A 25998-nucleotide genomic window follows, 5' to 3' on the forward strand; every position below is an offset into this window, starting at 1 on the left:
CGTCAGGCCTTGAACGTTTTACAGCTGCCACCAGGCAGGTAGCAAATTTTGCACCTTGCGCTCGGCGAAACGGTCGTCGATCAGCATCACTACCCCACGATCATCCTGACCTCGAATGACCCGGCCCGCAGCTTGTACGACTTTTTGTACGCCGGGATATAGATAGGTGTAGTCGTATCCGGCGCCGAACAGCGCAGCCATTCGTTGTTTGAGCTGCTCATTCACTGGATTCAATTGAGCCAGGCCCAGGGTGGCGATAAACGCACCGATCAATCGAGCGCCCGGCAAGTCGATGCCTTCGCCAAAAGCCCCACCCAACACGGCAAATCCGATGCCCTGGCTGCTCAAGGTGAACTGATCGAGAAACGCCTGCCGCTCGCTTTCAGTCATGCCGCGTGATTGCTGCCACAACGGAACCTGTGGATGCAGCTGATGCAGCAGCTCAGCGACCTGTTGTAGATAGTCGAAACTGCTGAAGAAGGCCAAGTAATTGCCGGGTTGCGCCTGAAATTGCGAGGCCATCAATTCGACGATAGGTGCCAGTGATGCCTGTCGATGGGTGAATCGGGTAGATATCTGACTGATGATGCGCACGTCCAGCTGTTCCCGGGAGAACGGCGACTCGATATCGACCCACGCGGTATTACCTGGCAGACCGAGCAGATCAGCGTAGTAACGGCGGGGATTCAAGGTCGCGGAAAACAGTACGGTGCTGCACGCTGCCGTCAGACGTGGGCGGACGAAGCCGGCTGGCACCACGTTGCGCAGGCTCAACCGCGACAGGCTGCGCTTTCCACCCCGTTCGCGCTTGTTGATATCGAACACAAAATGTTCATCAAACAACTCGGCGATCCGCGCGAACTGGATCGCTTCAAAGTAGAAGCTCTGCAATGCGCCATCGACGGCGTGGGGATGCTCATTGAAATAGTCGCCAATCGCGGTCACACACACATTCAAGCTTTGCAAAAACCGCGCAGGTGTCACGGGATAGGCTTGATAATCGAGCACCTGATCCTTGTGCAACGCATTCCATTCGCGGTTGAGCCGTTGCAGGGACTTCTTCAGCGCCTCAGGTGCACCGTCGCGAAGGGTGTTCAGGTTCTGCTGGTCTAGGCTGGCGCTATACATCTGCCGCGTGCGCTCGACCATGTTGTGCGCCTCGTCCACCAACACCGCCACGCGCCACTGGTTGAACTGGCTGAGGCCGAACAGCAAGGCGCTGAGATCGAAGTAATAGTTGTAATCAGCGATCACCACGTCGGCCCAGCGCGCCAGTTCCTGGCTCAAGTAATACGGGCAAACCTGATGTTGACGGGCGACTTCACGCACGCCGGCTTGATCGAGCCATGGTTTGTCCATTGCGGCGTTGCGTGCTGCCGGTAAACGATCATAGAAGCCCTTGGCCAGAGGGCAGGAGTCGCCGTTGCACGCTTTGTCAGGGTGTTCGCAGGCTTTTTCCCGGGCCACCATTTCCAGCACGCGCAGGGCCAGATCCGGTGCGCTGCGGCGAATGACACTCAAGGCGTCCAGTGCCAGCTTGCGCCCTGGGGTCTTGGCCGTGAGGAAGAACACTTTGTCGAGTTTTTGCCCAGGGACGGCCTTGAGCATTGGAAACAGTGTGCCCACCGTTTTGCCGATACCCGTCGGCGCTTGAGCCATCAGACAACAGCCGGTGCTGACCGCTTTATAAACCGACTCTGCCAGCGTTCGCTGGCCTGTGCGAAAACTCGGATGAGGGAACGCCAGCGCGCCCAAGGCCTGATTGCGGGCATGGGTGTGAGCCAGTTCCTGCTGGGCCCAGCGCAGAAAAATCGCACATTGCTCGTTGAAAAAAACGTGAAGCGCGTTTGCCGTATAGCGTTCGCGAAACAACGTTTCCTGCTCGCTGACGATATTGAAATAGACCAACGCCAGCGTGACTTCGTCCAGCTTCATCTGCTGACAGAGCAGCCAGCCATAGATTTTTGCTTGCGCCCAGTGCAATTGCCGGTGGTTCGCCGGCATCGCACTCAAGTCGCCTCGGTAGGTTTTTACTTCTTCAAGTTGGTTAAGTACCGGATCGTAACCGTCCGCCCTGCCCCGAACCTTGAGTTGCAGGTAGTCACCGCTGAGTGGGACTTCGGCTTGATAGGCCTCGCCGCGTCGGGCAACCACCGTGCGGTGTCCGGCCATGCCTTCCAGTGCCGTAGGCGTCGGGGTGAAACGCAAATCGAGGTCGCCCGCCTTGGCCGTGAATTCGCACAAGGCACGCACGGCCACCCCATAGCTGGAGTCATCAACGTTGACGTCATGGATAGGATCGAGGGTCACTGGAGAGGAAAAGCCGTTTTAGCACCGGTACTGGATGGGCATACAGATACCAGCTATGGCCCGGCGCTGGCAAATACAATTGGATCAGTGGCCGGGCACTGACGGCTATGGGACTACAGCCTCTCCTGACGCAACAGGTCGTCCAGCGTGTTGAGCGCCGTGCCAATGTCCTGATTCCAATCGAAGGCGAAGCTGATCCGCAGGTTTTGCTGATGCAAGCCCTGCAGGCTGAATATTTCACCGGGCGCGATAAAAATCCGCCGCTTGAGCAGGCGGTCAAACACGCGGCGCATGTTCACCGGCCGAACGCATTCGGCCCAAATGGCAGCACCGCCTCCGGGCAGGTTAAAACGCAAGCTGGCCCCCGCACGCTCATGCAGCAGGCTGGCCAGGGTCAGCATGCGATCCTCCAACAGGCGCCGCAGTCCGGTGATGTGTTGATCGATGCGTCCAGAGCTGTAAAGCCGCGCAATGGCTTTTTGGCGAATGGGTGGCAGGCAGAAGGAGCGCACCAGAAAGTGCCGTTGCAACTCAGCACTGAAATGCTTGCACAGCAAATACCCATAAGGTGCTTCAGGTCCGATGATCTTGTCGAAGGCGGAAAACACTAACAAGCGCTCGGGGTTGATCCAGTCACGCAATCGGCCCACCGGCGGCTCGAAGCAGAGTTCGCCGAGGCTGTCGTTTTCCAGAACCCAAATGCCATTCAGGTTCAGTCGACGGGCGAGCTGTTGACGGTTTTCCAATTGCATCAAGCTGCCTTGTGTCGAACAAGGCACTGACGGCAGGACCGCCAGACCAATGTCCTCCTGAAGCATTGTTTGGTCGAACCAAGGCAGGTCCACGCAACCGCTATTGTCTAGTGGCATCTCGATCACGCGGATATCGAACGATTGCAGCAAGCGCAAGATAGTCCAGGAGCAAGGCGACTCCACCAGCACCGTACCGCCCCGAAGCCCCAGTGCATCAAGGACTATTTTCAGCACCCCACGCAAATCCGCCCCGACATAGACATTGTCTGGGTGCCAGCAATGCTGCGCACAGGAGGTGTAACGTGCGGCCAGCGCCGTGCGTAACTCCAGTACCCCAAAGGGCTGGAACTGCAGGTTGAGCTGACGCGGGTAATGACGAATCAGTTCGCGTTCGAGCATCAGCAATGGATTTTCGAGCGATGACAGCATCGTCGGCTCATCATCGCTGAGCACGAACATACCCGGACGACGAGCATTGGCGTAAAGCTTTTCCAGGAGGTCTTCGTCATGTTGTCCATTGGGACATGGCATCAGACAGGGCAACGCAAAATAGCCAGATTTGGGTACGGAGCGGATCCGGCCCTCTTTTTCCAGCAAGCAATAGGCGTACTGAACGGTCGATATGGACACCTTCAAACGCTTGGCCAGGTCGCGCAATGACGGTAATTTGGTCGTGGAACCGCTGTTAACCTCACCAATCAGCTGGTTGAGGTAGCAATACACGGCCTGATAAGCAAAGTTGGAAGCGCTGTTTTTCATAAGCTGTACCCCGTCTATGCGTAATCGCCGCCCCAGAGAACATGCGCGGGCCCGCAGCAACTTCCGCCTGTCAATCTCCGGGAGTCGCTGCCGGCATGAGGATCACGCTTAGCGCCCAGATACTATTTCGGCCGTGGCCTCGCCCGTTTTCGGGTCGACCGTCACAATGCTGCGCTTATCGGGGTCACTGGCGCGGACCCTGGCGATCAGCGATGTCTGATCGCCGAAATCCACCCTTTTTTTACGGTAAAGGCTTTGCAAGCCGACTTTGCTCAACCCACTGATATCGATCAGCCATTGCAGGACTTGCTCTGGGACTTGCAGGCCCATTAACGCTTTGTGCAAGTCAGGCAACGCGACCAGCATTCCCGGATGACAACGGCGCAGGAATGCTTCCAGGGCGCGACCTGAATCCACGAACGGGGCGAACAACAGGCACACCAACTGCGCGTCATTCAGGCCGAATGCCTCCTGTGCGTGCGCCGATGCAAGTGCACGGCGTCCTTCGATGTTTTGATTGCCGTCATAGGCCGCCATGGCCTGTTCAATCAAGCGCTCGGGCATTTGCTTCTTGCACATCAACCCCTTTGCAACCTCTAGGTATTCGGCAATCCCTTCTTGATAGCTACGACCGCGTACATAGTGAGCCTGCAAGCCACGCATATGCGCCATCAGCATTGGATTGGCGCAATCGGATTCGCTGAAGCTGAACGCAAGGTCATCGAACTGGAATCCCAGGAAATCGGTCAGCAAAGGCCAATGATCATCCGCTTTGCAACTGACCAGATCGAAGATAGTAATGAATGCAGGGACAACGGATTTATTAGGGTACGCCACGAGGCGACCCGCAGGCTCGGCGCCTTCTTCATACAGCTCGCGATAGTAAGCATGACCGACACTGTTCAGCGTCTTGAGCACACCATTGAAACTCTGATTTCTCCAGTCCGAGGCAGGGACCTCCAAGCCTTCGGCAAGGCGCATGACCCATGCCGCGTATTGCTTTTGCTCTTTGCGTGAGTCTCCGCTGACTAACGCATCGATACCCGTACCCCAACACGCCGCGCGCGCAAAAAAATCGCCCAGCCCCAAGTAACAGCTATTGCAGAACGTCGCACGAGCGTCACCCGCGGTCATATGCCCCGTCAATAACATGTCCGAGCGGTTGCACTCACGCCCCGCCGTGGAAAACGGCAAGTCCACGCGAAAGGGTCGAATCTGTTGTTGATCGACCATCAACACTTCTACGCGCGGGTCGTCATAGAGAAACAACGCCGAATAACTGCGATGGATATTACCCATCACGGCCGACGTTATACCTGCGTGGCGCAGGGTGGCGACTCGCAAGTTGAAGGTAGCTGGCGACCTGCCCGCGATACTCAATTGCGCAGCCCGCATAAAAGCAACGGTGTAGGCGCTGTCTTTACCGCCGCCGAACGCGATCATTACTTTGAAACTTCCGATGCGTTCAATTCCCCCGGCCGCCACGATCAAACGCTGGATCAGTAACTGAAGCGCTGTTCGCTCGGCGCGGGTGAAGTAACTGAGTACGCGCTGCAATACTTGTTGGTAAACATAATTCATTGCCTGCTCATGGATAGAACTCATAGCGCGGCACCTGACAGACGAATAACCACATCGGCAGCCCCTCGGAGTGGACTGATAAGCACGCCCGCCCAGCTGTCGGCCTGAGGCCGTTGATTCGATGAAGGGCTGGAAAAATATTGTTGTTCGACCATGACTCATTCCCTGAGCAATAATTACCGACGTATTATCAATGTCTCCAAGGTGTTTGCAAGGTACAGATACGCAGTAAAAAGCAGCGCAGTTCAGAGGCTGACAAACGCGACTAAATAACAAACACACGTGTTTAATACTTCAGTGATGTACCGGCAATTACCGAGCCCACTGAGTACGCGTGCATTGTAGGTCGAATCTACAGTTGCAGGATTGACGCGCGTTATTTAAACGACACTAAACGGCGTGTATATATTTTATAACGATGGGTTGTAGCGCATTAAACGTACGGCACAGTGATACAAGAAGTTACTTCGTTACCGGGTGTGCAGCAGGTACAACAAAAAAAACCCTCTTGCGTCACGGGAAGACTTCAATTTTTACCCAGTGACGCGTTCGAACGCTTAAGGGCAACCACTCTCTGAGAGGCGCCCGCACAGTGGCGTTGATAAACGTCCGTATTTAAACCTGTTCGATGTGCAGCACGGCACGACCGCCGATGGGACAACCGTCCATGTAACGATGAGCTTGAACAACCTCGGCAAAGGGAAATACCCGCGTAGGCTGCGGCAGCAAAACCCGATCAGCCGTGAGCTGGTTGATGTCACGCAACGCCCGCTGCACGGCGGCTTCGTCCTGAGTGATGCCCAGCTCCGGCTTGCCGGTGAAGTTGCCCAGGCAATGTACAAAGAACTGAATGTTTTTCTGGAACGCTGCACACGCCGGGAATGGCGTCTGATTCCCGCCCTGTAAACCGTAAAGTACCAAGCTGCCACGCGGAGCCAGAACATCGCCGAGGATCGACATCTGCGGCCCCCCCAAACCATCGAGCACCACATCGGCACCCCGGTTGTCGGTGTACTTGTTGACGGACATCAACAGGTCCTGTTCCTCCGTGACGATGACTTTGTCCGCGCCCAGCGACAGCAGGTAATCACGCTGTTCAGCAGATTTGGTCGCAGCAATGACCTTTGCACCCAGGGCTTTACCCAATTGCACGAATGCCGGACCGGCACAGTGACTGGCGTCGGTTACCAGCGCGGTCTGCCCTGGCTTGATGTGTGCCAGGTCGACGTACGCAAAGTAAGCCATCAGCAGTGGCGTGTAATGAACGCATGCTTCAATCGGGCTCAGCACATCCGGATAACGGGTCAAGGCCAGGCGTGGCAGCACAATCAATTCGCCATACACCGGGTATTCATTGGGACTGACCGCAGGAAAACTGGCGACCTTGTCACCCACGGCCAAATCATCAACCCCTTCGCCTACTGCCGACACCACACCGGCCATTTCATGACCCATGCCGGCGGGCAACCGAGCGTGCGATGGCGCCAGATTTTGCCGCCAGAGCACGTCATACCAGCTGATACCAATCGCTTCTACGCGCACTTGCACCTCACCGGGTGCTGGCAGCGCAGCAGGGTGCTCCTCAAGCTTGAGGACCTCGGCTGGACCAAACTGATGAAAACGGATCGTGCGGGACATTTCGAACCTCGCCTTATGAACCTTTAATGCCATGAACTTTATCCGGGCTTTACCGGGAACACTATCAGTGGCTATTAATAGTCGACATGCATGTCATTGATTCTGCTGCGCCGGTGTGGCGCAAATCTGGCTGCAGAAAACAAAAAAATCAGCTTTTATGGGCGGCATTGTTCGCACCTAATCGCGACATTGCAACCCACCCGTACACGTCGACCGAACAAGTGCTTTCGCGGGGCACCCGATAATGCCCGGTGTAACGCCTTCTTGCGTCTTGCAGCCGCTTTATATCGCGATCCACTATGATTTTGATGATTAATGTACCGGCGTTGAATTTATCACTGCAGAACGCTACTGATTCCTCGTACTATTCACGTCGCGTTTGCCTATCCGAGCCACTGTGTTTGAGCGGATAGGCCGCACACCTGAGTGCTGGCATGGCCTCTCGCATCGACAAATGGCCCGAGATCATCTTTCATGAATCGCAATGACCTGCGTCGCGTTGACCTCAATCTCCTTATTGTCTTCGAGACATTAATGCATGAGCGGAGCGTTACTCGTGCGGCAGAAAAACTGTTTCTGGGCCAACCCGCGATCAGTGCGGCGCTCTCACGTCTGCGCGGGCTGTTCGATGATCCTTTGTTCGTGCGCACCGGACGCAGCATGGAACCAACTGCCCGCGCGGTGGACATTTTCGCGCTGCTCTCCCCCGCGCTCGACTCGATCTCCACGGCCGTCAGTCGTGCGGCAGAATTCGACCCTGCAACCAGCACAGCCGTATTCCGCATCGGCTTGTCCGACGACGCGGAGTTCGCACTCTTGCCTTCGTTGCTCAAGCGTCTGCGCTCCGAGGCCCCAGGCATTGTGCTGGTGGTACGACGGGTCAACTACATCCTGATGCCCGCGATGCTCGCTTCTGGCGAAATCTCCATTGGCGTCAGCTACACCATGGATCTGCCCGCCAATGCCAAACGAAAAGTGCTGCGCCTTAGCCGGGCCAAGTTGTTGCGCGCGGACACGGTACCAGGCCCACTCAGCCTGGATGACTTCTGCACACGGCCTCATGCCCTGGTCTCGTTCTCGGGTGATTTAAGCGGATTTATCGACGAGTACCTGGAAAAAATCGGGCGCAAGCGTCATGTTGTGCTGGCCGTGCCACAGTTCAATGGCTTGGCCTCGCTGCTGGCCGGTACCGATATCGTGGCGACCGTTCCGGACTATGCCGCTGATGTACTGGCCGCCGCCGGCGGCGTACGCGCTGAAGAGGTACCGATTGAAACGCGTAGCTTTGAGCTGCACATGGCGTGGCGTGGCTCCCAGGACAATGACCCAGGGGAACGATGGCTGCGTTCGCGTATTCAGATGTTCTTTGGTGACCCTGATAGCCTGAACTAGAGCCTCATCGACGGGTCTATATCATTCTGAATGATACTGACCTTCAACCCATTCGATTCGTGCAATACAACCCGCCAGAACAAAATCCGCCAACTTAACAATTTGACGGATTATTCCCATGGCACAGTCATTCAAATACGTGCGCTACCCTCTTGCGGCCCTGGCCTTGGTCGTGATCAGCGCCTGTGGTCGCGATCCCGCTGCGACTGTGGCTCCGGCAGCTGCAAAAGTCACCGTGGCCAAGGTACTGGAACAGCCCGTCAATGAATGGGATGAATTCACCGGGCGCCTTGAGGCGCCGGAAACCGTTGAAATCCGCCCACGGGTTTCTGGCCAGATTGATCAAGTTGCTTTCACTGAAGGTGCGTTGGTCAAGAAAGGCGACCTGCTATTCCAGATCGATCCTCGTCCTTTCCAGGCTGAAGTTCGTCGCCTCGAAGCCCAACTGCAACAAGCTCGCGCCAATTTGACACGCAGTGGCAATGAAGCCCAGCGTGGCCAACGCCTGCTGACCAGCAATGCTATTTCCGCCGAACTCGCCGACTCGCGCAACAGCGCCGCCCAAGAAGCGAAAGCCGGCGCCGATGCCATCCAGGCGCAACTCGATCTGGCTCGGTTGAACCTGAGCTTTACCCGCGTAACTTCGCCGATCAGTGGCCGCGTCAGCCGCGCCGAAATCACCGCTGGCAACATTGTGACTGCGGATGTCACGCCGCTGACCAGCGTGGTGTCCACCGATAAGGTTTACGCGTATTTCGATGCCGATGAGCGGGTTTATCTGAAATACACCGAGCTTGCTCGCAAAGGCCAGCGCGGCCAAAGCACGCCGGTATTCCTCGGTCTGTCGAACGAAAGCGACAACCCGCATCAGGGCCAGATGAATTTCGTCGACAATCAGGTCAACCCGAAAACCGGGACCATCCGAGGCCGTGCGGTTTTCGATAACACCGACGGCCAATTCACTCCGGGCTTGTACGCCCGTCTCAAGCTGGTAGGCAGCGGTACTTACTCTGCCGTGCTAATCAATGACGAAGCAGTCGGCACTGATCTTGGCAAGAAATTCGTGCTGGTCATGGGCGCCGACAATAAACCGGCCTACCGCAGCGTGGAACTCGGTCCGAAACTCGAAGGTTTACGCATTGTGCGCAGCGGCCTGAGCAAAGACGACACCATCGTGGTCAAGGGCCTGCAACGGGTTCGCCCGGGGCAAGCGGTAGACCCTGAAACAGCCATGATGGCCAGCGCCGAAACCCTAGCCGCCCTGCACAAGCAACGTCAAGCACTCGAAGCCAGCAACTTGAAGCCCGTCGAGCCCAAGCTTGCGGCCAAACTTGCCAGCACTGCTTCGCCGCGCGGTTAAGGGATAACCATAATGAACTTCTCTCAATTCTTTATTACGCGGCCGATCTTTGCAGCGGTGTTATCACTGCTGATCCTGATCGCAGGCGCGATTTCACTGTTCCAGCTGCCGATCAGTGAATACCCGGAAGTCGTGCCCCCCACCGTCGTGGTGCGTGCAAACTTCCCGGGTGCCAACCCTAAGGTCATCGGTGAAACCGTGGCTGCACCGCTGGAACAGGCGATCACCGGCGTCGAGAACATGCTTTACATGTCCTCGCAGTCCACCGCTGACGGCAAAATCACCCTGACCATCACCTTCGCCCTGGGTACTGACCTGGACAACGCTCAGGTGCAGGTGCAAAACCGTGTGACCCGGACCACCCCCAAACTGCCCGAAGAAGTGACGCGCATTGGTATCACCGTGGACAAGGCATCCCCCGACCTGACCATGGTCGTGCACTTAACCTCGCCGGACAAACGCTACGACATGCTCTACCTGTCCAACTATGCCTTGCTCAATATCAAGGATGAATTGGCGCGTCTGGGCGGTGTCGGTGATGTCCAACTGTTTGGTATGGGCGACTATTCGCTACGTGTCTGGCTTGATCCGAACAAGGTCGCTTCACGCAACCTGACCGCGACCGACGTCGTGGCTGCGATACGTGAACAGAACCGTCAGGTCGCTGCCGGGTCCCTTGGTTCGCCACCTGCGCCGGGTGCCACCAGCTTCCAGATGTCGGTGAATACTCAGGGTCGCCTGGTCAGTGAGGAAGAGTTCGAAAACATCATTATCCGCTCCGGCGCCGGAGGGGAAATCACTCGCCTCAAGGACATTGCGCGGATCGAGCTTGGCTCCAGCCAGTATGCATTACGTTCTCTGCTGAATAACCAGCCTGCGGTGGCTATCCCGATCTTCCAGCGCCCCGGCTCCAATGCCATCGATATCTCCAACGAAGTTCGCGCCAAAATGGCCGAACTGAAGAAGAACTTCCCGGAAGGCATGGACTTCTCGATTGTCTATGACCCGACGATCTTCGTCCGCGGCTCCATCGAAGCAGTGGTCCACACGCTGTTCGAAGCACTGATCCTGGTCGTGCTCGTGGTGATCCTGTTCCTGCAGACCTGGCGCGCCTCGATCATTCCATTGGTGGCTGTTCCGGTCTCACTGATCGGCACCTTTGCCGTGATGCACATGTTCGGTTTCTCGCTCAATGCGCTGTCGCTGTTCGGATTGGTACTGGCCATTGGTATCGTGGTGGACGATGCCATCGTCGTGGTGGAGAACGTCGAACGTAATATCGAGCTGGGACTGACGCCGGTCGAAGCGACCAAACGCGCCATGCGTGAAGTCACCGGACCGATCATCGCCACCGCGCTGGTGTTGTGCGCAGTGTTCATCCCGGCGGGATTCATCTCCGGGTTGACCGGGCAGTTCTATAAACAGTTCGCCCTGACGATTGCGATCTCTACAGTGATCTCCGCGTTCAACTCCTTGACCTTGTCGCCAGCCCTGGCCGCCGTGTTACTTAGAAGCCACGATGCGCCGAAGGATGCCTTTTCCAGAGTTCTCGATAAATTGTTCGGTGTCTGGTTGTTCCGGCCGTTCAACAGATTCTTCGACAAAGCCAGCCGTGGCTATGTCGGAACCGTAGGCCGGGTTATCCGTGGCAGCGGCATCGCCTTGTTTGTCTACGCGGGTTTGATCGTGATGACCTGGTTCGGCTTCGCCAACACGCCGACCGGTTTCGTGCCTGCACAAGACAAACAGTATCTGGTGGCCTTTGCTCAACTGCCGGATGCGTCAAGCCTGGACCGTACCGAAGATGTGATCAAACGCATGTCTGACATCGCGCTCAAACAGCCTGGTGTAGAAAGTGCGGTCGCCTTCCCTGGCCTGTCGATCAACGGCTTCACCAACAGCCCTAACGCGGGCATCGTCTTCGTGACCTTGAAGCCATTCGACGAGCGCAAGGACAAGAGCGAATCGGCGGGCGCGATTGCCGGTGCCTTGAACGGTAAGTTCGGAGTGATCCAGGAAGCCTACATGGCGATTTTCCCGCCACCACCGGTACAGGGTCTCGGCACTATTGGCGGCTTCCGCCTGCAAATCGAAGACCGTGGCAACCTGGGTTACGAAGAGCTGTACAAAGAAACCCAGAACATCATCAACAAAAGCCATAGCGTGCCTGAACTGGCCGGGTTATTCACCAGCTACACGGTCAACGTGCCACAGGTCGATGCCGCTATCGACCGTGAAAAGGCTAAAACCCACGGTGTAGCTATCTCGGACATCTTCGACACCCTGCAAGTCTATCTGGGTTCGTTGTATGCCAACGACTTCAACCGTTTTGGCCGTACCTATCAAGTCAACGTTCAGGCTGAACAACAATTCCGTCTGGAGGCTGAGCAGATCGGTCAACTGAAAGTGCGCAACAACGTGGGCGAAATGATCCCCCTGGCGACGTTCATCAAGGTCAGCGATACCTCAGGGCCTGATCGCGTCATGCACTATAACGGCTTCATCACGGCTGAAATCAACGGTGCAGCCGCGCCCGGCTACAGCTCCGGGCAAGCGCAGAGCGCCGTTGAAAAACTGCTCAAGGAAGAATTGCCCAACGGCATGACCTACGAGTGGACTGACCTGACGTATCAGCAGATTTTGTCCGGCAACACGGCACTGTTGGTGTTTCCGCTCTGTGTGCTGCTGGCGTTCCTGGTGTTGGCCGCGCTGTATGAAAGCTGGAGCCTGCCTCTGGCGGTGATTCTGATCGTACCGATGACGCTGCTGTCAGCCATCGTCGGGGTGATCATTGCCGGTAGCGACAACAACATTTTCACCCAGATTGGCTTGATCGTATTGGTGGGCCTGGCGTGTAAGAACGCGATCCTGATCGTCGAGTTTGCCAAAGACAAACAAGATGAAGGTATGACCCCGCTGGCTGCGGTACTCGAAGCGTGCCGTCTGCGTCTGCGTCCAATCCTGATGACCTCCTTCGCGTTCATCATGGGTGTTGTGCCTCTGGTCTTGTCCAGCGGTGCCGGTGCAGAGATGCGTCATGCCATGGGCGTGGCGGTGTTCTCCGGGATGCTCGGGGTGACCTTCTTCGGCCTGCTGCTGACACCGGTGTTCTACGTATTGATCCGTAACTATGTGGGACGCAAGCAGGCTCGCAACGCTGACAAGGCCCTGACGCTGGAGGCGCAACAATGAGCGTAAAACTCTTTCTCCCGAGCCTTCTGGTCCTTGCCCTCGCGGCCTGCGCCGTCGGCCCGGACTATAAAACCCCGGACACCGCACCGGCCAAGGTCGAATCAGCGGCACAAGGTCACTACGACCGCAGTCACCTTGAAACCGTCTGGTGGCAGCAGTTCGATGACCCGATTCTCAACCAGCTAGTGGCTCAGTCATTGACCGGCAACCGTGAATTGCGCGTCGCCTTTGCCCGTTTGCGCGCAGCCCGTGCGATTCGCGACGACATCAGCAACGATGCCATGCCGGTGATCACCAGCCGCGTCAGCAGCGATCTGGGCAAAGGTCAGCAACCGGGGACCACGACCCAACGAGTCAACACCGAGCGCTATGACCTGGGACTGGACATGGCCTGGGAGCTCGACCTGTTCGGACGGATCCAGCGTGAACTGGAAGCCAGCACCGCCGATCAGGAGGTGGCCGAAGCCAATCTTTACCAACTTCAGGTCACCATGACTGCCGAGTTGGTCGATGCTTACGGGCAACTGCGCGGCGCACAACTGCGCGAAGGCATTGCTCGGGCCAACCTGAAGAACCAAGAGGACTCGCGCACCATTACCGTGAACCTGCGTGAAGCCGGTGTGGGCAATGAGCTCGACGTAGTGCGGTCCGATGCACGACTGGCGGCCGTCGAGGCCACTGTGCCGCAACTGCAAGCAGAACAAGTGCGCCAGCGCAATCGCATCGCCACGCTGTTGGGCGAGCGTCCAGAGGCCCTGACCATCGACCTGAGCCCGGCTAAATTGCCGGCCATCGCCAAAGCCTTGCCCATCGGCGATCCGACTGAGCTGCTGCGCCATCGTCCCGACGTGCGCAGTGCCGAGCGCCAACTGGCGGCTGCGACGGCGCGCATCGGTGTCGCGACTGCAGACCTGTTCCCACGCGTCAGCCTCAGTGGGTTCCTGGGCTTCACCGCCGCACGCGGTTCGCAACTCGGCTCATCAGCCGCGCAAGCCTGGGCGCTTGGCCCAAGCATTACCTGGGCCGCGTTTGACCTCGGCAGCGTGCGCGCACGGATTCGTGGCGCCGATGCTCAAGCCGACGGCGCGTTGGCCACCTATGAACAGCAGGTGCTGCTGGCCCTGGAAGAGTCGGAAAATGCCTTCAGTGACTATGGTAAGCGGCAACAACGGCTGATCTCGCTGTTGCGTCAAAGCGAAGCGAGTCGTTCCGCTGCTGACTTGGCGTCTATTCAGTACCGCGAAGGCACAGTGGACTTCCTTGTGCTACTCGACGCCGAGCGTGAGCGATTGGCCGCCGAAGATTCTCAGGCTCAGGCCGAGGTCGAGATGTATCGGGGAATTGTTGCCATTTACAAGGCGTTGGGTGGTGGCTGGCAGCCACAGGCCTGATGCCCGTAACTCCTCTAGTGATGGACTTCATCGGTTAACCTTTCAGCCTCGCCTCCTTACGGTCGCGGGGCTTTTTGTGCTCCCTCCGAACACGCTGTCGGGGATGTCGGGATGATTGTCATTTGACAGCTGACAGTCACTCCGTGAAGCTGCAAGCCGTCATGGTCTGGATACAGGTATGCCAAAACCGCCTTTTAAAGGTTCCTCCACTGAGCCAAAAACCGGCCGTCAGTGGCGCCTCGGTTACACGATCACGCTATCAATCATAGTTTTTGGCGCGGGTTTCCTGTTGTTTCGCAGCCCTCCTTCCACTCCGCCGACCTTTGCTACCCCGCACGGTTACTCCCAAGCCCTGGAACAAGCGCACAACGGTAAGCCGGGAGCCGCTCGGGTACTTTATCAACAGTTGTCACGTACCGACCTGTCTGACATCCGCCGCGTCAACTTGCTGGTAGAGTTGCCTAACTACCCGAGCCCACAGGCATTGAAACTAGCAAATGGTGATTTACACCACAGCGCACTAACGGTCCGACAGGCGGCGATTGATGCCATCGTCAAGCTGGTTTCCGGCAGTCAGCGCAGTGTGTTGCTGGGGCCTCTGCTCGATGAAACCGACCAGGCCACACGCTTCAGTGCGGCGAAAGCCCTGCTGGGACTGACACCCGACGAGTTGGGACTGTACTTTGGCCCGTTGGAGCAGGTCGTTGAAGAGTATGAGCACATCCTCGCTGACCAGCCGCCGACCAGTCAGAGCCAACTGCAACTGGCCACCCTTTATCTGCACAGCGGTGATCAGATTCCGGCCATGAAGGCGCTGGAACAGTCGATCGTGCTGGACCCGAATAACCTGCAAGCCGGACTGGCCCAGATTGCCGCATTCGATAAGCAGGGCCAGGTTGACAAGGCTCGGCAGCTGCTGGGTCAACAGCTAGAGCGCAACCCCAAATCCGCGACGCTGCAACACGTATTGGGTATATGGCTGCTGCACCACGGGCAAAGCGAATACGCCCTGCTTGCGTTGGCAAAAGCGCTGGAGCTTGAGCCGGAAAATAATGGCTACCGCTATGACCTGGCCGTTGCCTTGCACGACCTCGATCAACTGGAGGCGGCACAGAAGCAGCTCGAAGAAATCGTCCAGCGTCACCCCGCCAATCGTGCAGCACGGGTCCTGCTGATTCGTTACTGGCAAGAAAGTGGGCAACTACAAAAGGTTCAGGTATTGCTTGCAGAACTGGAGCAGCAGAACCCGGATGACCCTGCGCTTCAACAGGGCCTCTAGTGCTCTGATATACGCGCCGGAAGCCAATGTTCCTGGTTTTCCGACGCGCGGCTAATATCGGAAATTACTTACACGGTCCTTCATCTGATACCACAAAGAATTAGGGCGTCGGCAAAGTGAAATTCCGCGCTCACTATAATCATTTGCATAAAGACTATTTTCTAACTCGAAAAAAAAGTGCATTATTTACCCGCAACGGGTTATCAACTACCCTTTTTCACTTGGGCGCGACTGACCGCAAGCCGTTAGTTTCTTCACAGAAGGAACTCGCTCAGGGGTTGTGGTAGAGAATTGAACGAAAGCGTCGGCCAGAAGCTCTTGCTTATAGCTTTGTCGGGCTGGGAACAGCCAACTACACTGTCGGAGTAACATATTTGTCTAGACTCGCCGAGTTTCGCGCAGCAGAAAAAGCCCTTCAAGAACAGCTGGCACAGCTGGAGTCCTTGAAGAATGACGCTGGACTAAAGAAGGAGATCGAATTCGAACAGAAGCTTCAGGGCTTGATGAGCAGCTACGGCAAGAGCCTGCGCGACATCGTCGCCATCCTCGACCCCAACAGCTCGTCGTCTCAGGTCGCGCCTACAGGTCCAAAACGCCGCAGGGCACGTGTCGTGAAGGTTTATCAGAACCCGCACACAGGTGAGTTGATTGAAACAAAAGGTGGTAATCACCGTGGTCTGAAAGCCTGGAAAGAGCAATACGGTGTCGATACCGTAGATTCATGGCTTCGCACTTGATCCAAATCATCGAACTTAAAAAGCCCTGCCGTGCAGGGCTTTTTATTGCCTGTCAACTTCACCGCTATGGCAATGAGTCACTGGTTCAGCTTTCCGACAGGAAAATAGTCACGAAGAGTGTCGCTAGTAGTTCAATCAGGTACATATTCATACAGATGCCTATTCATACAGGTATTTCAGACTTTTCCTTCAGGTCTCGACTTGACTGTTCTCTTTCGTCGCAGAAGTCGGCAATGTAACAAAATAATAACAGACAGTTTACTTGAAGAGAGTTCATGTAGTGGCCATTCGATACTGCATCTGCGCGCATCTAATAATGGTCAGCCCTGCGATGCACCGAGAAGCTCAACCCCGATTGTGGGAGTCGCACCCGCCCGGCACCATCGCGCTCACTAGTCGGGCTGACTTTTCACTTCACACATTTTTCACATCGATTCTTACAGGATGAGCACTGCTAAAGGATTAGCGCCCCAATACCCGCTTCGGCGGGTTTCTTTTTGTCTGTTATTTGGCGCCAGCGATGGCTCGCGCCTTTACGTTTACGGCGCAACCACCAAGTGCAGGCTGTCCCTAATGCGTTGCACCTCCTCCTTGCTCGCGACGTAGCCATCGGCAGAGCCCGCGTAGGAAAGTGACCAGGCCATGTCGTGGCTTGCGGCCGCGACCAGGGTCTGAGTCATGACGTGCCCGCCGTTCTGAGTGATGGTGCAGGTGGTTTCCAGCGCCGGAAGATCACTCAGGGTGCTTTTATGGATCTTGCTGCAAACGCTCTGAAATCCACCACGGGCAAAGTCGATCTGGACTGATTTGCGCATTTCCAGCAATACGCTCTGCACGTTGACATCATGCCCCGGCTGAAGCCGCGATTGAGTCAACTCCATGACCATGATCGGGTCGCCATTCTGATCATTCTTCACTGCGCGTTGTCTCATCTGCACTGACGGCTGAGCTGCCGCATCAGCGACTGGGGGCAAAGGCTCTACTTCCCAACCGCTCGGCCAGGTGATCATCACATCGGCCGCATGCACACCGCTCAGACCGAGCAGCAGGCACAGGCTTATCAAGGATGATCTGCGTTGCAGGTAAATCATGATCGGTACTACCAGGACAATGAGCCGGAAAGTTTGAGCCTGTCACCGCCAACGGACAAGGCTTTGCCGTCTTTTTATCACCGCCCGGGTTTGGCACCGACTGCCCTGCCCCGTATCATTTGGCGATTACAGATTTTTTAACGGGAGATACCCATGAGCTTGCACGAACTGAACACCTTTGCCGGCGTCACCGCCACCCCGGATGTCGCGACACTGGGCTTTGTGTTCAACCACACCATGCTGCGGGTCAAGGACATTACGGCTTCCCTGGATTTCTACACCCGCGTATTAGGCTTCAGCCTGGTTGAAAAACGTGATTTCCCTGAAGCCGAATTCAGCCTGTATTTCCTTGCGCTGGTGGATAAAGCCCAGATCCCTGCAGGTGAAGCCGCTCGCAACCAGTGGATGAAATCCATTCCCGGGATTCTGGAGCTGACTCACAACCACGGTACCGAGAACGACACGGCCTTCACCTACCACAACGGCAACACCGACCCGCGCGGTTTCGGCCATATCTGCCTCTCAGTCCCGGATGTTCACGTGGCGTGCGTACGCTTCGAAAGCCTGGGCGTCCCGTTTCAGAAGCGCCTGGCCGATGGCCGCATGAACAGCCTGGCCTTCATCAAAGACCCGGATGGCTATTGGGTCGAAATCATTCAGCCGACGCCGCTCTGACCTCTAAGTACGATTGTTATCAAAAAGCCCCCTGCATGCAGGAGGCTCCTTAATCGCAAGCGCCTGAATCACTCCGGTGCAGAAGTACGGATCAAGTGATCGAACGCACTCAACGATGCTTTGGCACCTTCGCCCAGCGCGATGATGATCTGCTTGTAGGGCGCGGTGGTGACGTCACCGGCGGCGAAAATCCCGGGAATAGAGGTTTCGCCACGTGAATCAACAACGATCTCGCCGCGCGGTGACAACTCGAGGGTGCCTTTGAGCCAGTCAGTGTTAGGCAGCAAGCCGATCTGGACGAAGATCCCTTCTAGCTCGATGGTCAATGTTTCGCCGGATTGGCGATTTTTGTAGAGCAAGCCGTTGACCTTTTGGCCGTCGCCCGTCACTTCCGTGGTCTGCGCGCTGGTGATCACCGTGACGTTCGGCAGGCTGTTGAGCTTGCGCTGCAACACTGCGTCGGCGCGCAGCTGGACATCAAACTCCAGCAAGGTGACATGACTGACGACACCCGCCAGGTCGATAGCTGCTTCTACACCCGAGTTGCCACCACCAATCACGGCGACACGTTTACCCTTGAACAGCGGGCCATCGCAGTGTGGGCAGTACGCCACGCCACGGTTGCGGTATTGCTGCTCGCCGGGGACGTTCATTTCGCGCCACCTTGCGCCAGTCGCGAGAATAACGGTCCTGGATTTGAGCGAGGCGCCGCTGGCGAACTTCACTTCGTGCAACGCTCCGGCCTTGCCCGGAATCAGCTGATCCGCGCGCTGCAGGTTCATAATGTCGACGTCGTATTGCTTGACGTGCTCTTCCAGCGCAACGGCCAGTTTAGGGCCCTCGGTGTGCTGAACAGAGATGAAGTTCTCGATGGCCATGGTATCAAGCACCTGACCGCCAAAACGCTCAGCCGCAACACCGGTACGAATGCCTTTGCGTGCCGCGTAGACCGCAGCCGCCGCACCGGCAGGGCCACCACCGACTATCAGCACATCAAAGGCGTCTTTGGCATTGAGCTTTTCAGCTTGCCTATCACCTGCGCTTGTGTCGATCTTGGCCAGAATTTCCTCCAGCCCCATGCGACCCTGACCAAACAATTCACCGTTCAGGTAAACGCTCGGCACGGACATGATCTGCCGGTCAGTGACTTCAGCCTGGAACAATGCACCGTCGATGGCGACGTGACGGATGCCAGGGTTGAGTACGGCCATCAAGTTCAAGGCTTGAACGACGTCCGGGCAGTTCTGGCAAGACTGGGAAAAATAGGTTTCAAAATTGAATTCGCCCTTGAGCGAGCGAATCTGTTCGATAACGTCTGCGCTGGCTTTGGACGGATGGCCGCCAACTTGCAACAGCGCCAACACCAGCGAGGTGAATTCGTGGCCCATTGGGATGCCGGCAAAGCGCAGGCTGATATCGGCTCCCGGGCGGTTCAACGAGAACGACGGCGTGCGCGCATCAGTCCCGCTGTCGAGCAAGGTGATGTGCGGCGTCAGACTGACGACGTCTTTGAGCAGCGCGAGCATTTCTTCGGATTTCGCGCCGTCATCAAGGGATGCAACGATCTCGAACGGCAGGGTAACCCGCTCCAGGTATGACTTCAGCTGGGCTTTAAGAGTGGCGTCCAACATGAGGGCGATTTCCTTTTTTTGTACGCTAGAAAAAACAACGCCCAGGCGATGGTCGCCCGGGCGTTTTTGGGGGCGATGCGGATTACGTGCTTAAGAGCTCATGGCCCCCAGCCGATGCATGTCGACTTAGATCTTGCCGACCAGATCAAGAGACGGGGCCAGAGTGGCTTCGCCTTCTTTCCATTTGGCAGGGCAAACTTCGCCTGGGTGAGCAGCAACGTACTGAGCAGCTTTGACCTTGCGCAGCAGCTCGGAAGCATCACGGCCTACGCCACCATCGTTGAGTTCAACGATTTTGATCTGACCTTCAGGGTTGATCACGAAGGTGCCACGGTCAGCCAGACCTGCTTCTTCGATCAGCACATCAAAGTTACGCGAGATCACGTGAGTCGGGTCGCCGATCAATGGGAACTGGACTTTGCTGATCACCTCGGACGTGTCGTGCCAAGCTTTGTGAGCGAAATGGGTGTCAGTCGACACGCCGTAGATTTCAACGCCCAGTTTCTTGAACTCAGCATAGTTATCAGCCAGATCGCCCAGTTCGGTAGGGCAAACGAAGGTGAAGTCAGCTGGGTAGAAGAATACGACAGACCATTTGCCTTTCAGGTCGGCTTCAGAGACGTCGACGAATGCGTTGTTGGCGAACGCAGTGGCTTTGAATGGCTTGACTTGGCTGTTGATGATAGGCATCGATGAATCTCCTGGTGGTTGGAAAAATCTATGAGACGGATCTTACGCACAACCGGCTGCATGGGCTCATTGGCAAACCTCATGCCGCTGATTGGTTTTCACTATAAGAGATGTTTATTAATAGAAGAAATCACTGGAGCCTCTGCGCCGCCACTCATTGACATGAATGGCGTGGCTTCGATGTAGCGCAAAGCCGACTTCATGTCTTTCCAGCCGACATAGCTCATCAGCGACTTCAGGTCCCAACCGCTGCGGTGCGCCCACGTGGCAAAACCCCGGCGTAATGAGTGACTGGTGTACTGCTCGGCGGGAATGCCCGCACGCTCCAACGCCTGACGCAGCAACGGAATGATGCTGTTGGCGTGCAAGCCCTCTTCGCCCAGATTGCCCCAGCGATCAATGGCTCTGAATACCGGGCCGCGCACCAGAGCTGCGCAATTGATCCACTCGATGTAGGCCTGTACCGGGCATAAACGCTGAAGTGCCGGAGTCTGGTAGGTTTTGCCCAGATTGTCCCGATCACTTTTGCTGCGTGGCAGGTACAGACTGATCCCCGAGCCCGCGACGGCTTGAACATGTTCGATGTCCAGGCGACACAGTTCGTCGCTGCGAAAACCTCGCCAGAATCCCAGCAGGATCAGCGCCGCATCGCGACGACAACGCAAAAGCTCAGGCTGATTGTTATCGGCCAGCGCCTGTACGGCTTCTTGATCGAGCCACGCCACCACGTGTTCCAGCTGTTGCAGTTGCAGTGGCTCAGCCTGTTTCTCCTGAGCGGGATGCAGGGCGCGAATACCCTTGAACACCTTTCGTACGACGGGCGCTTTGGTCGGGTCTACAAATCCTTGGCTGTTGTGCCATTGCGCCAATGCAGACAAGCGCAACTTCAGCGTGTTGATCGACAGCACGCCGGCATACGCCACCAGGTAGCGCGCCACGCTGTCGCTGGTCGCGGGCAGAAACCCGCCCCACGTCACTTCGAAATGCTCGATGGCCGCCCGGTAGCTGCGCCGCGTGTTGTCACGGATCGCAGCTGATAAGTAGCGATCGAGATCATTCATGGTTGGAGATTCCGTTTGTGTACTGAAAAGCGCGGTTGAAACGCGTTTTTTGCGGATCGGATTGGATAATACCTTAATATCCCATGTGTATTTTTAGAAATACAGCAGCATAATTCACATTAATATAGTATGTAATTACAGAGTACATACCACAGTACGAAATCGTAGGAGTTCGACATGGCACGCGGCGGTGTAAACAAGGCAGTCGTTCAAATGGCACGCACCGCGCTGCTTGCCCGCGGCGAGCACCCGAGCATCGACGCAGTACGTATCGAAATGGGTAACACCGGCTCGAAGACGACCATTCACCGTTATTTGAAGGAATTGGACGAAACTGATGCCCGCAGCAATGCGCCACAGGCCGAGATCGGGGACGAGTTGACTGAGCTGGTGAGTCGACTGGCGCAGCGATTACAGGAACAGGCGCAAGCGCTTGTCGACCAGGCGCAAAACGCCTTTACAGCTAAACAGGATGAACTGCGACAGGAATTGATGGCAGCACAGCACCAGCTGAGCGAGCTACAAATCCAGTTCACCGCCCAAAGCGATGATCTTCGCGTACAAAACGCAGCGCTGGACGCCACTCGCCAGTTGCTGCATACCGAGCAAACAACTACCGCCCGCCTCTTTCAAGCCCATCAGGATCTTGAGCTTCGCGTGCAGGACAAGGAGGGACAAATACGGTCGCTGGAGGAAAAACACCTGCATGCGCGTGACGCTCTTGAGCACTATCGCAACTCAGTCAAGGAACAGCGTGAGCAGGAACAGCGTCGTCACGAGGGGCAGTTGCAACAGGTGCAGATGGAGCTGCGTCAGGCACAACAAAGCGCGATGATGCGCCAGGATGAGATCACCCAACTGAACCGTGACAATGAGCGCTTGCTGGCCGAAACCCGCAGCACCCTGCGCGAGCTGAGCGCGCGGCAAGAGCAATTGAATAAGGCGACGAACCAATCGGCACGTCTGAGCGAGCAGTACCAACACACGCACACCCAATGCGCATTACTGCAAGAACGCCTGAGTGCAGCACAGAGCGAAAGTGATCTGCTAAAACAGGTTCTGACCGAGCAACAACAGTCAAACCAAACACTTCAGCTCGAGTTGATCAAGGCTGAGTTAGCCCTGGAAAACCTGCGCACATCTCATTCAGCTATCAACGAAGTGTCCGAAATACCAACACCGCAACTGTAATCAACACTCAGGCCCTCGCGCTCAAGGTCGTGCGCGCTCGATCATTTTGCGCACTTTGAGTGCCAGCTCATCGATGCTGAATGGTTTGATCAACATATCCATGCCTTGATCAAGAAACCCCGCGCACATTTCAGCACTACTCGCATAACCCGTCATGAACAACACACTCAGATCAGGACGATGCTGTCGGGCAGTGTCTGCCAGTTGTTGCCCGTCAAGCCCTGGCAGCACGACATCACTGACCAGCAGATCAATACGCTCCTGGCCTTGCAACACAATGAGTGCGGCTTCACCGTCGCCAGCCTCAAGCGTCGCGTAACCTAGCTCACGCAATTCATCGATCACCAGCGTGCGCACTGCCACCTCGCCCTCGACCACCAGCACTCGCTCGCCCTTTAGCGCCCGCGGCGGGCTCGGGTTTTCGTGTTCGGCGATATGCCGCTCACCCCGCTCCAGATGGCAAGGCAAATACAAATGAATACGCGCACCCTGCCCCTCGGCGCTGTCGATGTGCACATGACCACCGGTTTGCTTGATGAACCCGTAAACCATGGACAACCCTAGCCCGGTGCCCTGCCCGATCGGCTTGGTGGTAAAAAAGGGATCGAAGGCACGACCGAGCACCTCGGCCGACATTCCGCTACCGCTGTCCTCAACGCTCAGCAGCACGTACTCACCGGGCGCCAGCGTGTCCTGCTGGATATCGATGCGCGCGACGGCTGTTCTGATCGTCAGCTGTCCACCGCCAGGCATCGCGTCGCGGGCATTGATCACCAGGTTCAACAAGGCGTTTTCCAACTGATGTTCGTCGGTGTTGGCTTGCCACAAGCGAGCCTGAAGGTCAGTGCGCAATACGATACTTTCGCCAAGCGTGCGCCGCAGCAACTCCTCCATGGAGATCACCATCCGATTCACGTCCACCGCCTTCGGGTTCAGCGACTGACGCCGGGCAAACGCCAGTAGTCGGTGCGTCAACGAGGCCGCACGGTTGGCCGAGGTCATCGCCGCATCAATATAGCGACCGATTTCCCCTACGCGCCCGGCGGCGACGCGTCGCTGAATCAACTCAAGCGCGCCAAGTACGCCCGTCAGCATGTTGTTGAAGTCGTGGGCAATACCGCCAGTCAGTTGCCCGATAGCGTCCATTTTTTGTGCATGGCGCAACGCCTCTTCAGCGTTTTCACGCTCTCTCATTTCGACTTGAAGCAATTCGTTGATCCGAAGCATTTCCAGGGTGCGCTCTGCCACCCGCCGCTCCAGACCCTCATTGAGATCACGCAGCGCTTCTTGCTGATCGTACAAAGCCCGACGCAACTCCAACTGGCTGACCACCTGTCGTGCCAAGGCGACCAGAGCGGCAAGCTTCGACTCGGAAAGATGTCGAGGCTCTACATCGTAGACACAGAGCGTACCCAGCGGCAGCCCTTCAGCGGTGAGTAGCGCGGTCCCGGCATAAAAACGCAGGTTTGGGGCATTGGCGACCAGAGGGTTATCGGCGAAACGTGGATCCACTCGCAGATCGGCGACCATCATCACGCCGGGCTGACGAATCGTCTGAACGCAAATGGAATCTGCGAAGAGCACTTCCGGCAACGCCAGCCCGGCCTGAGCCTTTGGCCACTGGCGCCCGGCATCGATCAGATTGATCTGCGCCATCGGCACCTCGCACAGTTGGGCCGCGAGACAGGCAATATCGTCGAATGCCTGCTCTGGTAACGTGTCGAGGATGTTGAAGTGAGCAAGCGCAGCTAACCGCGCCTCCTCGCTCCAGGGCACAGCGCCCCAAAGGTTGTGGCTACTCAAGAAACTGACCCACGTCCTGAAAATTTCTTCTGCATGGCTCAATCCTCATCCTGCAGCTCGAGTGATGACTGGCGATATTTAACCAGCTTAGCTGGCGACGGGCGTACGCAACGTGACAAATTCCTCGGCTGCCGTCGGGTGTACACCAATGGTTTCATCGAATATCTGTTTGGTGGCGCCGGCTTTCAACGCGATGGCCAAGCCCTGGATGATTTCGCCGGCATCTGGCCCGACCATGTGGCAACCGAGCACCTTATCCGTTTTGACGTCGACCACCAGCTTCATCAGCGTGCGCTCCTGATTGTCGGTGAGCGACAGCTTCATTGGGCGGAAACGGCTTTCAAAAATCTGAACCTCGTGCCCTGCTTTCCTGGCATCTTCCTCGCTCAGGCCCACGGTACCAATGTTCGGCAGACTGAAAACCGCCGTTGGAATATGAGTGTAGTCAACCGGACGATACTGCTCAGGCTTGAACAGGCGCCGAGCAACCGCCATGCCTTCGGCCAGCGCGACTGGCGTCAGCTGCACCCCACCGATGACGTCGCCAATCGCCAGAATCGACGGTTCGCTGCTTTGATAGCGCTCGTCGACTTCGATATAGCCAGCCTTGTCGAGCTTGATCCGGGTATTTTCCAGCCCCAGATTATCCAGCATCGGCCGCCGCCCGGTGGCGTAAAACACGCAGTCGGCGGTCAATTGACGACCGTCCTTGAGCGACAACTGCAAACTACCGTCGTCTTGTTTGTCGATTCGCGCGATATCGGAATTGAATTGCAGATCAATGCCGCGCTTGGTCAGTTCTTGCTGCAGATGCGTCCGAACGGCACCATCGAAACCGCGCAGGAATAATTCGCCGCGATACAGCTGAGTGACCTCAGCGCCAAGACCGTTGAAGATCGACGCAAACTCCACGGCGATATAGCCACCGCCAACCACTACGATACGTTTTGGCAGCTGTTTGAGGAAAAAAGCCTCCTGAGAGGTAATCGCGAGTTCGCTTCCAGGGAATTCCGGGACCTGTGGCCAGCCGCCGGTCGCGATCAAAATGTGTTCGGCGCTGTAAATCTGACCGCCGATTTCAACCTGATGCGGATCGCGCAGCTTGGCGTGCCCCTCAAGCAGAGTCACGCCACTGTTAACCAGCAGGTTGCGATAGATGTCATTAAGGCGGTGGATTTCACGGTCTTTGTTGGCAATCAAGGTCGGCCAATCGAACCTGGCCTCACCGACCGACCAGCCAAAGCCTTTGGCTTGCTCAAAATCTTCAGAATAGTGAGCGCCGTAGACCAGCAATTTTTTCGGCACACAACCCACGTTGACACAGGTACCACCCAGGTATCGGCTTTCCGCAACCGCTACGCGCGCACCAAAACCGGCGGCAAAACGTGCCGCTCGTACACCGCCGGAACCGGCACCAATCACAAAAAGGTCGAAGTCGTAGGCCATTGCTGTCTCCTTAGCAGGC

General features: G+C 56.6%; 18 protein-coding genes. 8 read left to right on the top strand and 10 right to left on the bottom strand.

The window, feature by feature from the left end:
* Positions 1 to 18: 18 nt before the first annotated feature.
* The 4 genes from QN399_RS16380 to QN399_RS16395 form a co-directional block, all read right to left on the bottom strand.
* Complete coding sequence (locus QN399_RS16380; RefSeq protein ID WP_330201270.1) at positions 19 to 2310, bottom strand: ATP-dependent DNA helicase; 2292 nt, start codon at positions 2308 to 2310, stop codon at positions 19 to 21.
* Between the two features lie 113 nt (positions 2311 to 2423).
* A complete protein-coding gene (locus tag QN399_RS16385) occupies positions 2424 to 3821 on the bottom strand; it encodes a PLP-dependent aminotransferase family protein (RefSeq protein ID WP_322216444.1) in 1398 nt (465 codons plus the stop codon).
* A gap of 108 nt (positions 3822 to 3929) precedes the next feature.
* The gene (locus QN399_RS16390; protein ID WP_322179228.1) at positions 3930 to 5426 is read right to left on the bottom strand and encodes a hypothetical protein; all 1497 of its coding nucleotides are present in this window, start codon (positions 5424 to 5426) and stop codon (positions 3930 to 3932) included.
* Positions 5427 to 6017: 591 nt separating this feature from the next.
* The gene (locus tag QN399_RS16395) at positions 6018 to 7040 is read right to left on the bottom strand and encodes a zinc-dependent alcohol dehydrogenase family protein (RefSeq protein WP_322216446.1); all 1023 of its coding nucleotides are present in this window, start codon (positions 7038 to 7040) and stop codon (positions 6018 to 6020) included.
* A 474-nt stretch (positions 7041 to 7514) separates the two neighbouring features.
* On the opposite strand from QN399_RS16395, the gene QN399_RS16400 reads away from it, so the two are divergent.
* From QN399_RS16400 to QN399_RS16425, 6 genes are all read left to right on the top strand, one after another.
* The gene (locus tag QN399_RS16400) at positions 7515 to 8432 is read left to right on the top strand and encodes a LysR family transcriptional regulator (protein ID WP_322179226.1); all 918 of its coding nucleotides are present in this window, start codon (positions 7515 to 7517) and stop codon (positions 8430 to 8432) included.
* 118 nt (positions 8433 to 8550) lie between these two features.
* The gene (gene mexE, locus QN399_RS16405; RefSeq protein ID WP_322179225.1) at positions 8551 to 9792 is read left to right on the top strand and encodes a multidrug efflux RND transporter periplasmic adaptor subunit MexE; all 1242 of its coding nucleotides are present in this window, start codon (positions 8551 to 8553) and stop codon (positions 9790 to 9792) included.
* Positions 9793 to 9804: 12 nt separating this feature from the next.
* The gene (locus tag QN399_RS16410) at positions 9805 to 12984 is read left to right on the top strand and encodes an efflux RND transporter permease subunit (protein ID WP_322216447.1); all 3180 of its coding nucleotides are present in this window, start codon (positions 9805 to 9807) and stop codon (positions 12982 to 12984) included.
* A complete protein-coding gene (locus tag QN399_RS16415; RefSeq protein ID WP_322179223.1) occupies positions 12981 to 14375 on the top strand; it encodes a TolC family protein in 1395 nt (464 codons plus the stop codon). Before QN399_RS16410 ends, QN399_RS16415 begins: the two co-directional genes overlap by 4 nt.
* Positions 14376 to 14553: 178 nt before the next feature.
* Entirely contained in the window at positions 14554 to 15654 is a 1101-nt protein-coding gene (locus QN399_RS16420) for a tetratricopeptide repeat protein (protein ID WP_322179222.1), read from the top strand.
* A gap of 374 nt (positions 15655 to 16028) precedes the next feature.
* Positions 16029 to 16391, top strand: a complete 363-nt coding sequence (locus tag QN399_RS16425; RefSeq protein ID WP_322179221.1) for a histone-like nucleoid-structuring protein, MvaT/MvaU family — start codon at positions 16029 to 16031, stop codon at positions 16389 to 16391.
* 539 nt (positions 16392 to 16930) lie between these two features.
* Here QN399_RS16425 and QN399_RS16430 read toward each other — a convergent pair.
* Positions 16931 to 17482, bottom strand: coding sequence for a DUF4946 domain-containing protein (locus tag QN399_RS16430; RefSeq protein WP_322179220.1), 552 nt, complete (start codon positions 17480 to 17482; stop codon positions 16931 to 16933).
* A 153-nt stretch (positions 17483 to 17635) separates the two neighbouring features.
* On the opposite strand from QN399_RS16430, the gene gloA reads away from it, so the two are divergent.
* Entirely contained in the window at positions 17636 to 18157 is a 522-nt protein-coding gene (gene gloA, locus QN399_RS16435) for a lactoylglutathione lyase (RefSeq protein ID WP_322179219.1), read from the top strand.
* A 68-nt stretch (positions 18158 to 18225) separates the two neighbouring features.
* On the opposite strand, the gene ahpF is transcribed toward gloA, so the two are convergent.
* From ahpF to QN399_RS16450, 3 genes are all read right to left on the bottom strand, one after another.
* Positions 18226 to 19788 (bottom strand): alkyl hydroperoxide reductase subunit F, encoded by a 1563-nt coding sequence (ahpF, locus tag QN399_RS16440; RefSeq protein ID WP_322179218.1) that lies wholly within the window; start codon positions 19786 to 19788, stop codon positions 18226 to 18228.
* A 126-nt stretch (positions 19789 to 19914) separates the two neighbouring features.
* Positions 19915 to 20478: an alkyl hydroperoxide reductase subunit C gene (ahpC, locus tag QN399_RS16445; protein WP_219059729.1), complete on the bottom strand. Its 564-nt coding sequence runs from the start codon at positions 20476 to 20478 to the stop codon at positions 19915 to 19917.
* Between the two features lie 101 nt (positions 20479 to 20579).
* A complete protein-coding gene (locus QN399_RS16450; protein WP_322216449.1) occupies positions 20580 to 21539 on the bottom strand; it encodes a site-specific integrase in 960 nt (319 codons plus the stop codon).
* 177 nt (positions 21540 to 21716) lie between these two features.
* Here QN399_RS16450 and QN399_RS16455 point away from each other — a divergent pair, with 177 nt between their 5' ends.
* The gene (locus QN399_RS16455; protein WP_330201271.1) at positions 21717 to 22730 is read left to right on the top strand and encodes a DNA-binding protein; all 1014 of its coding nucleotides are present in this window, start codon (positions 21717 to 21719) and stop codon (positions 22728 to 22730) included.
* A gap of 21 nt (positions 22731 to 22751) precedes the next feature.
* Here QN399_RS16455 and QN399_RS16460 read toward each other — a convergent pair whose 3' ends face one another.
* Together QN399_RS16460 and gorA are read right to left on the bottom strand one after the other, a co-directional pair.
* Positions 22752 to 24575, bottom strand: coding sequence for an ATP-binding protein (locus QN399_RS16460; RefSeq protein ID WP_323565690.1), 1824 nt, complete (start codon positions 24573 to 24575; stop codon positions 22752 to 22754).
* A 45-nt stretch (positions 24576 to 24620) separates the two neighbouring features.
* On the bottom strand, positions 24621 to 25979 hold the full coding sequence (gene gorA, locus QN399_RS16465; protein WP_322179214.1) for a glutathione-disulfide reductase: 1359 nt from the start codon (positions 25977 to 25979) through the stop codon (positions 24621 to 24623).
* Positions 25980 to 25998 lie beyond the last annotated feature (19 nt).

This window comes from Pseudomonas sp. 10C3, from assembly GCF_036346185.1.
Classification (GTDB): Bacteria; Pseudomonadota; Gammaproteobacteria; order Pseudomonadales; family Pseudomonadaceae; genus Aquipseudomonas.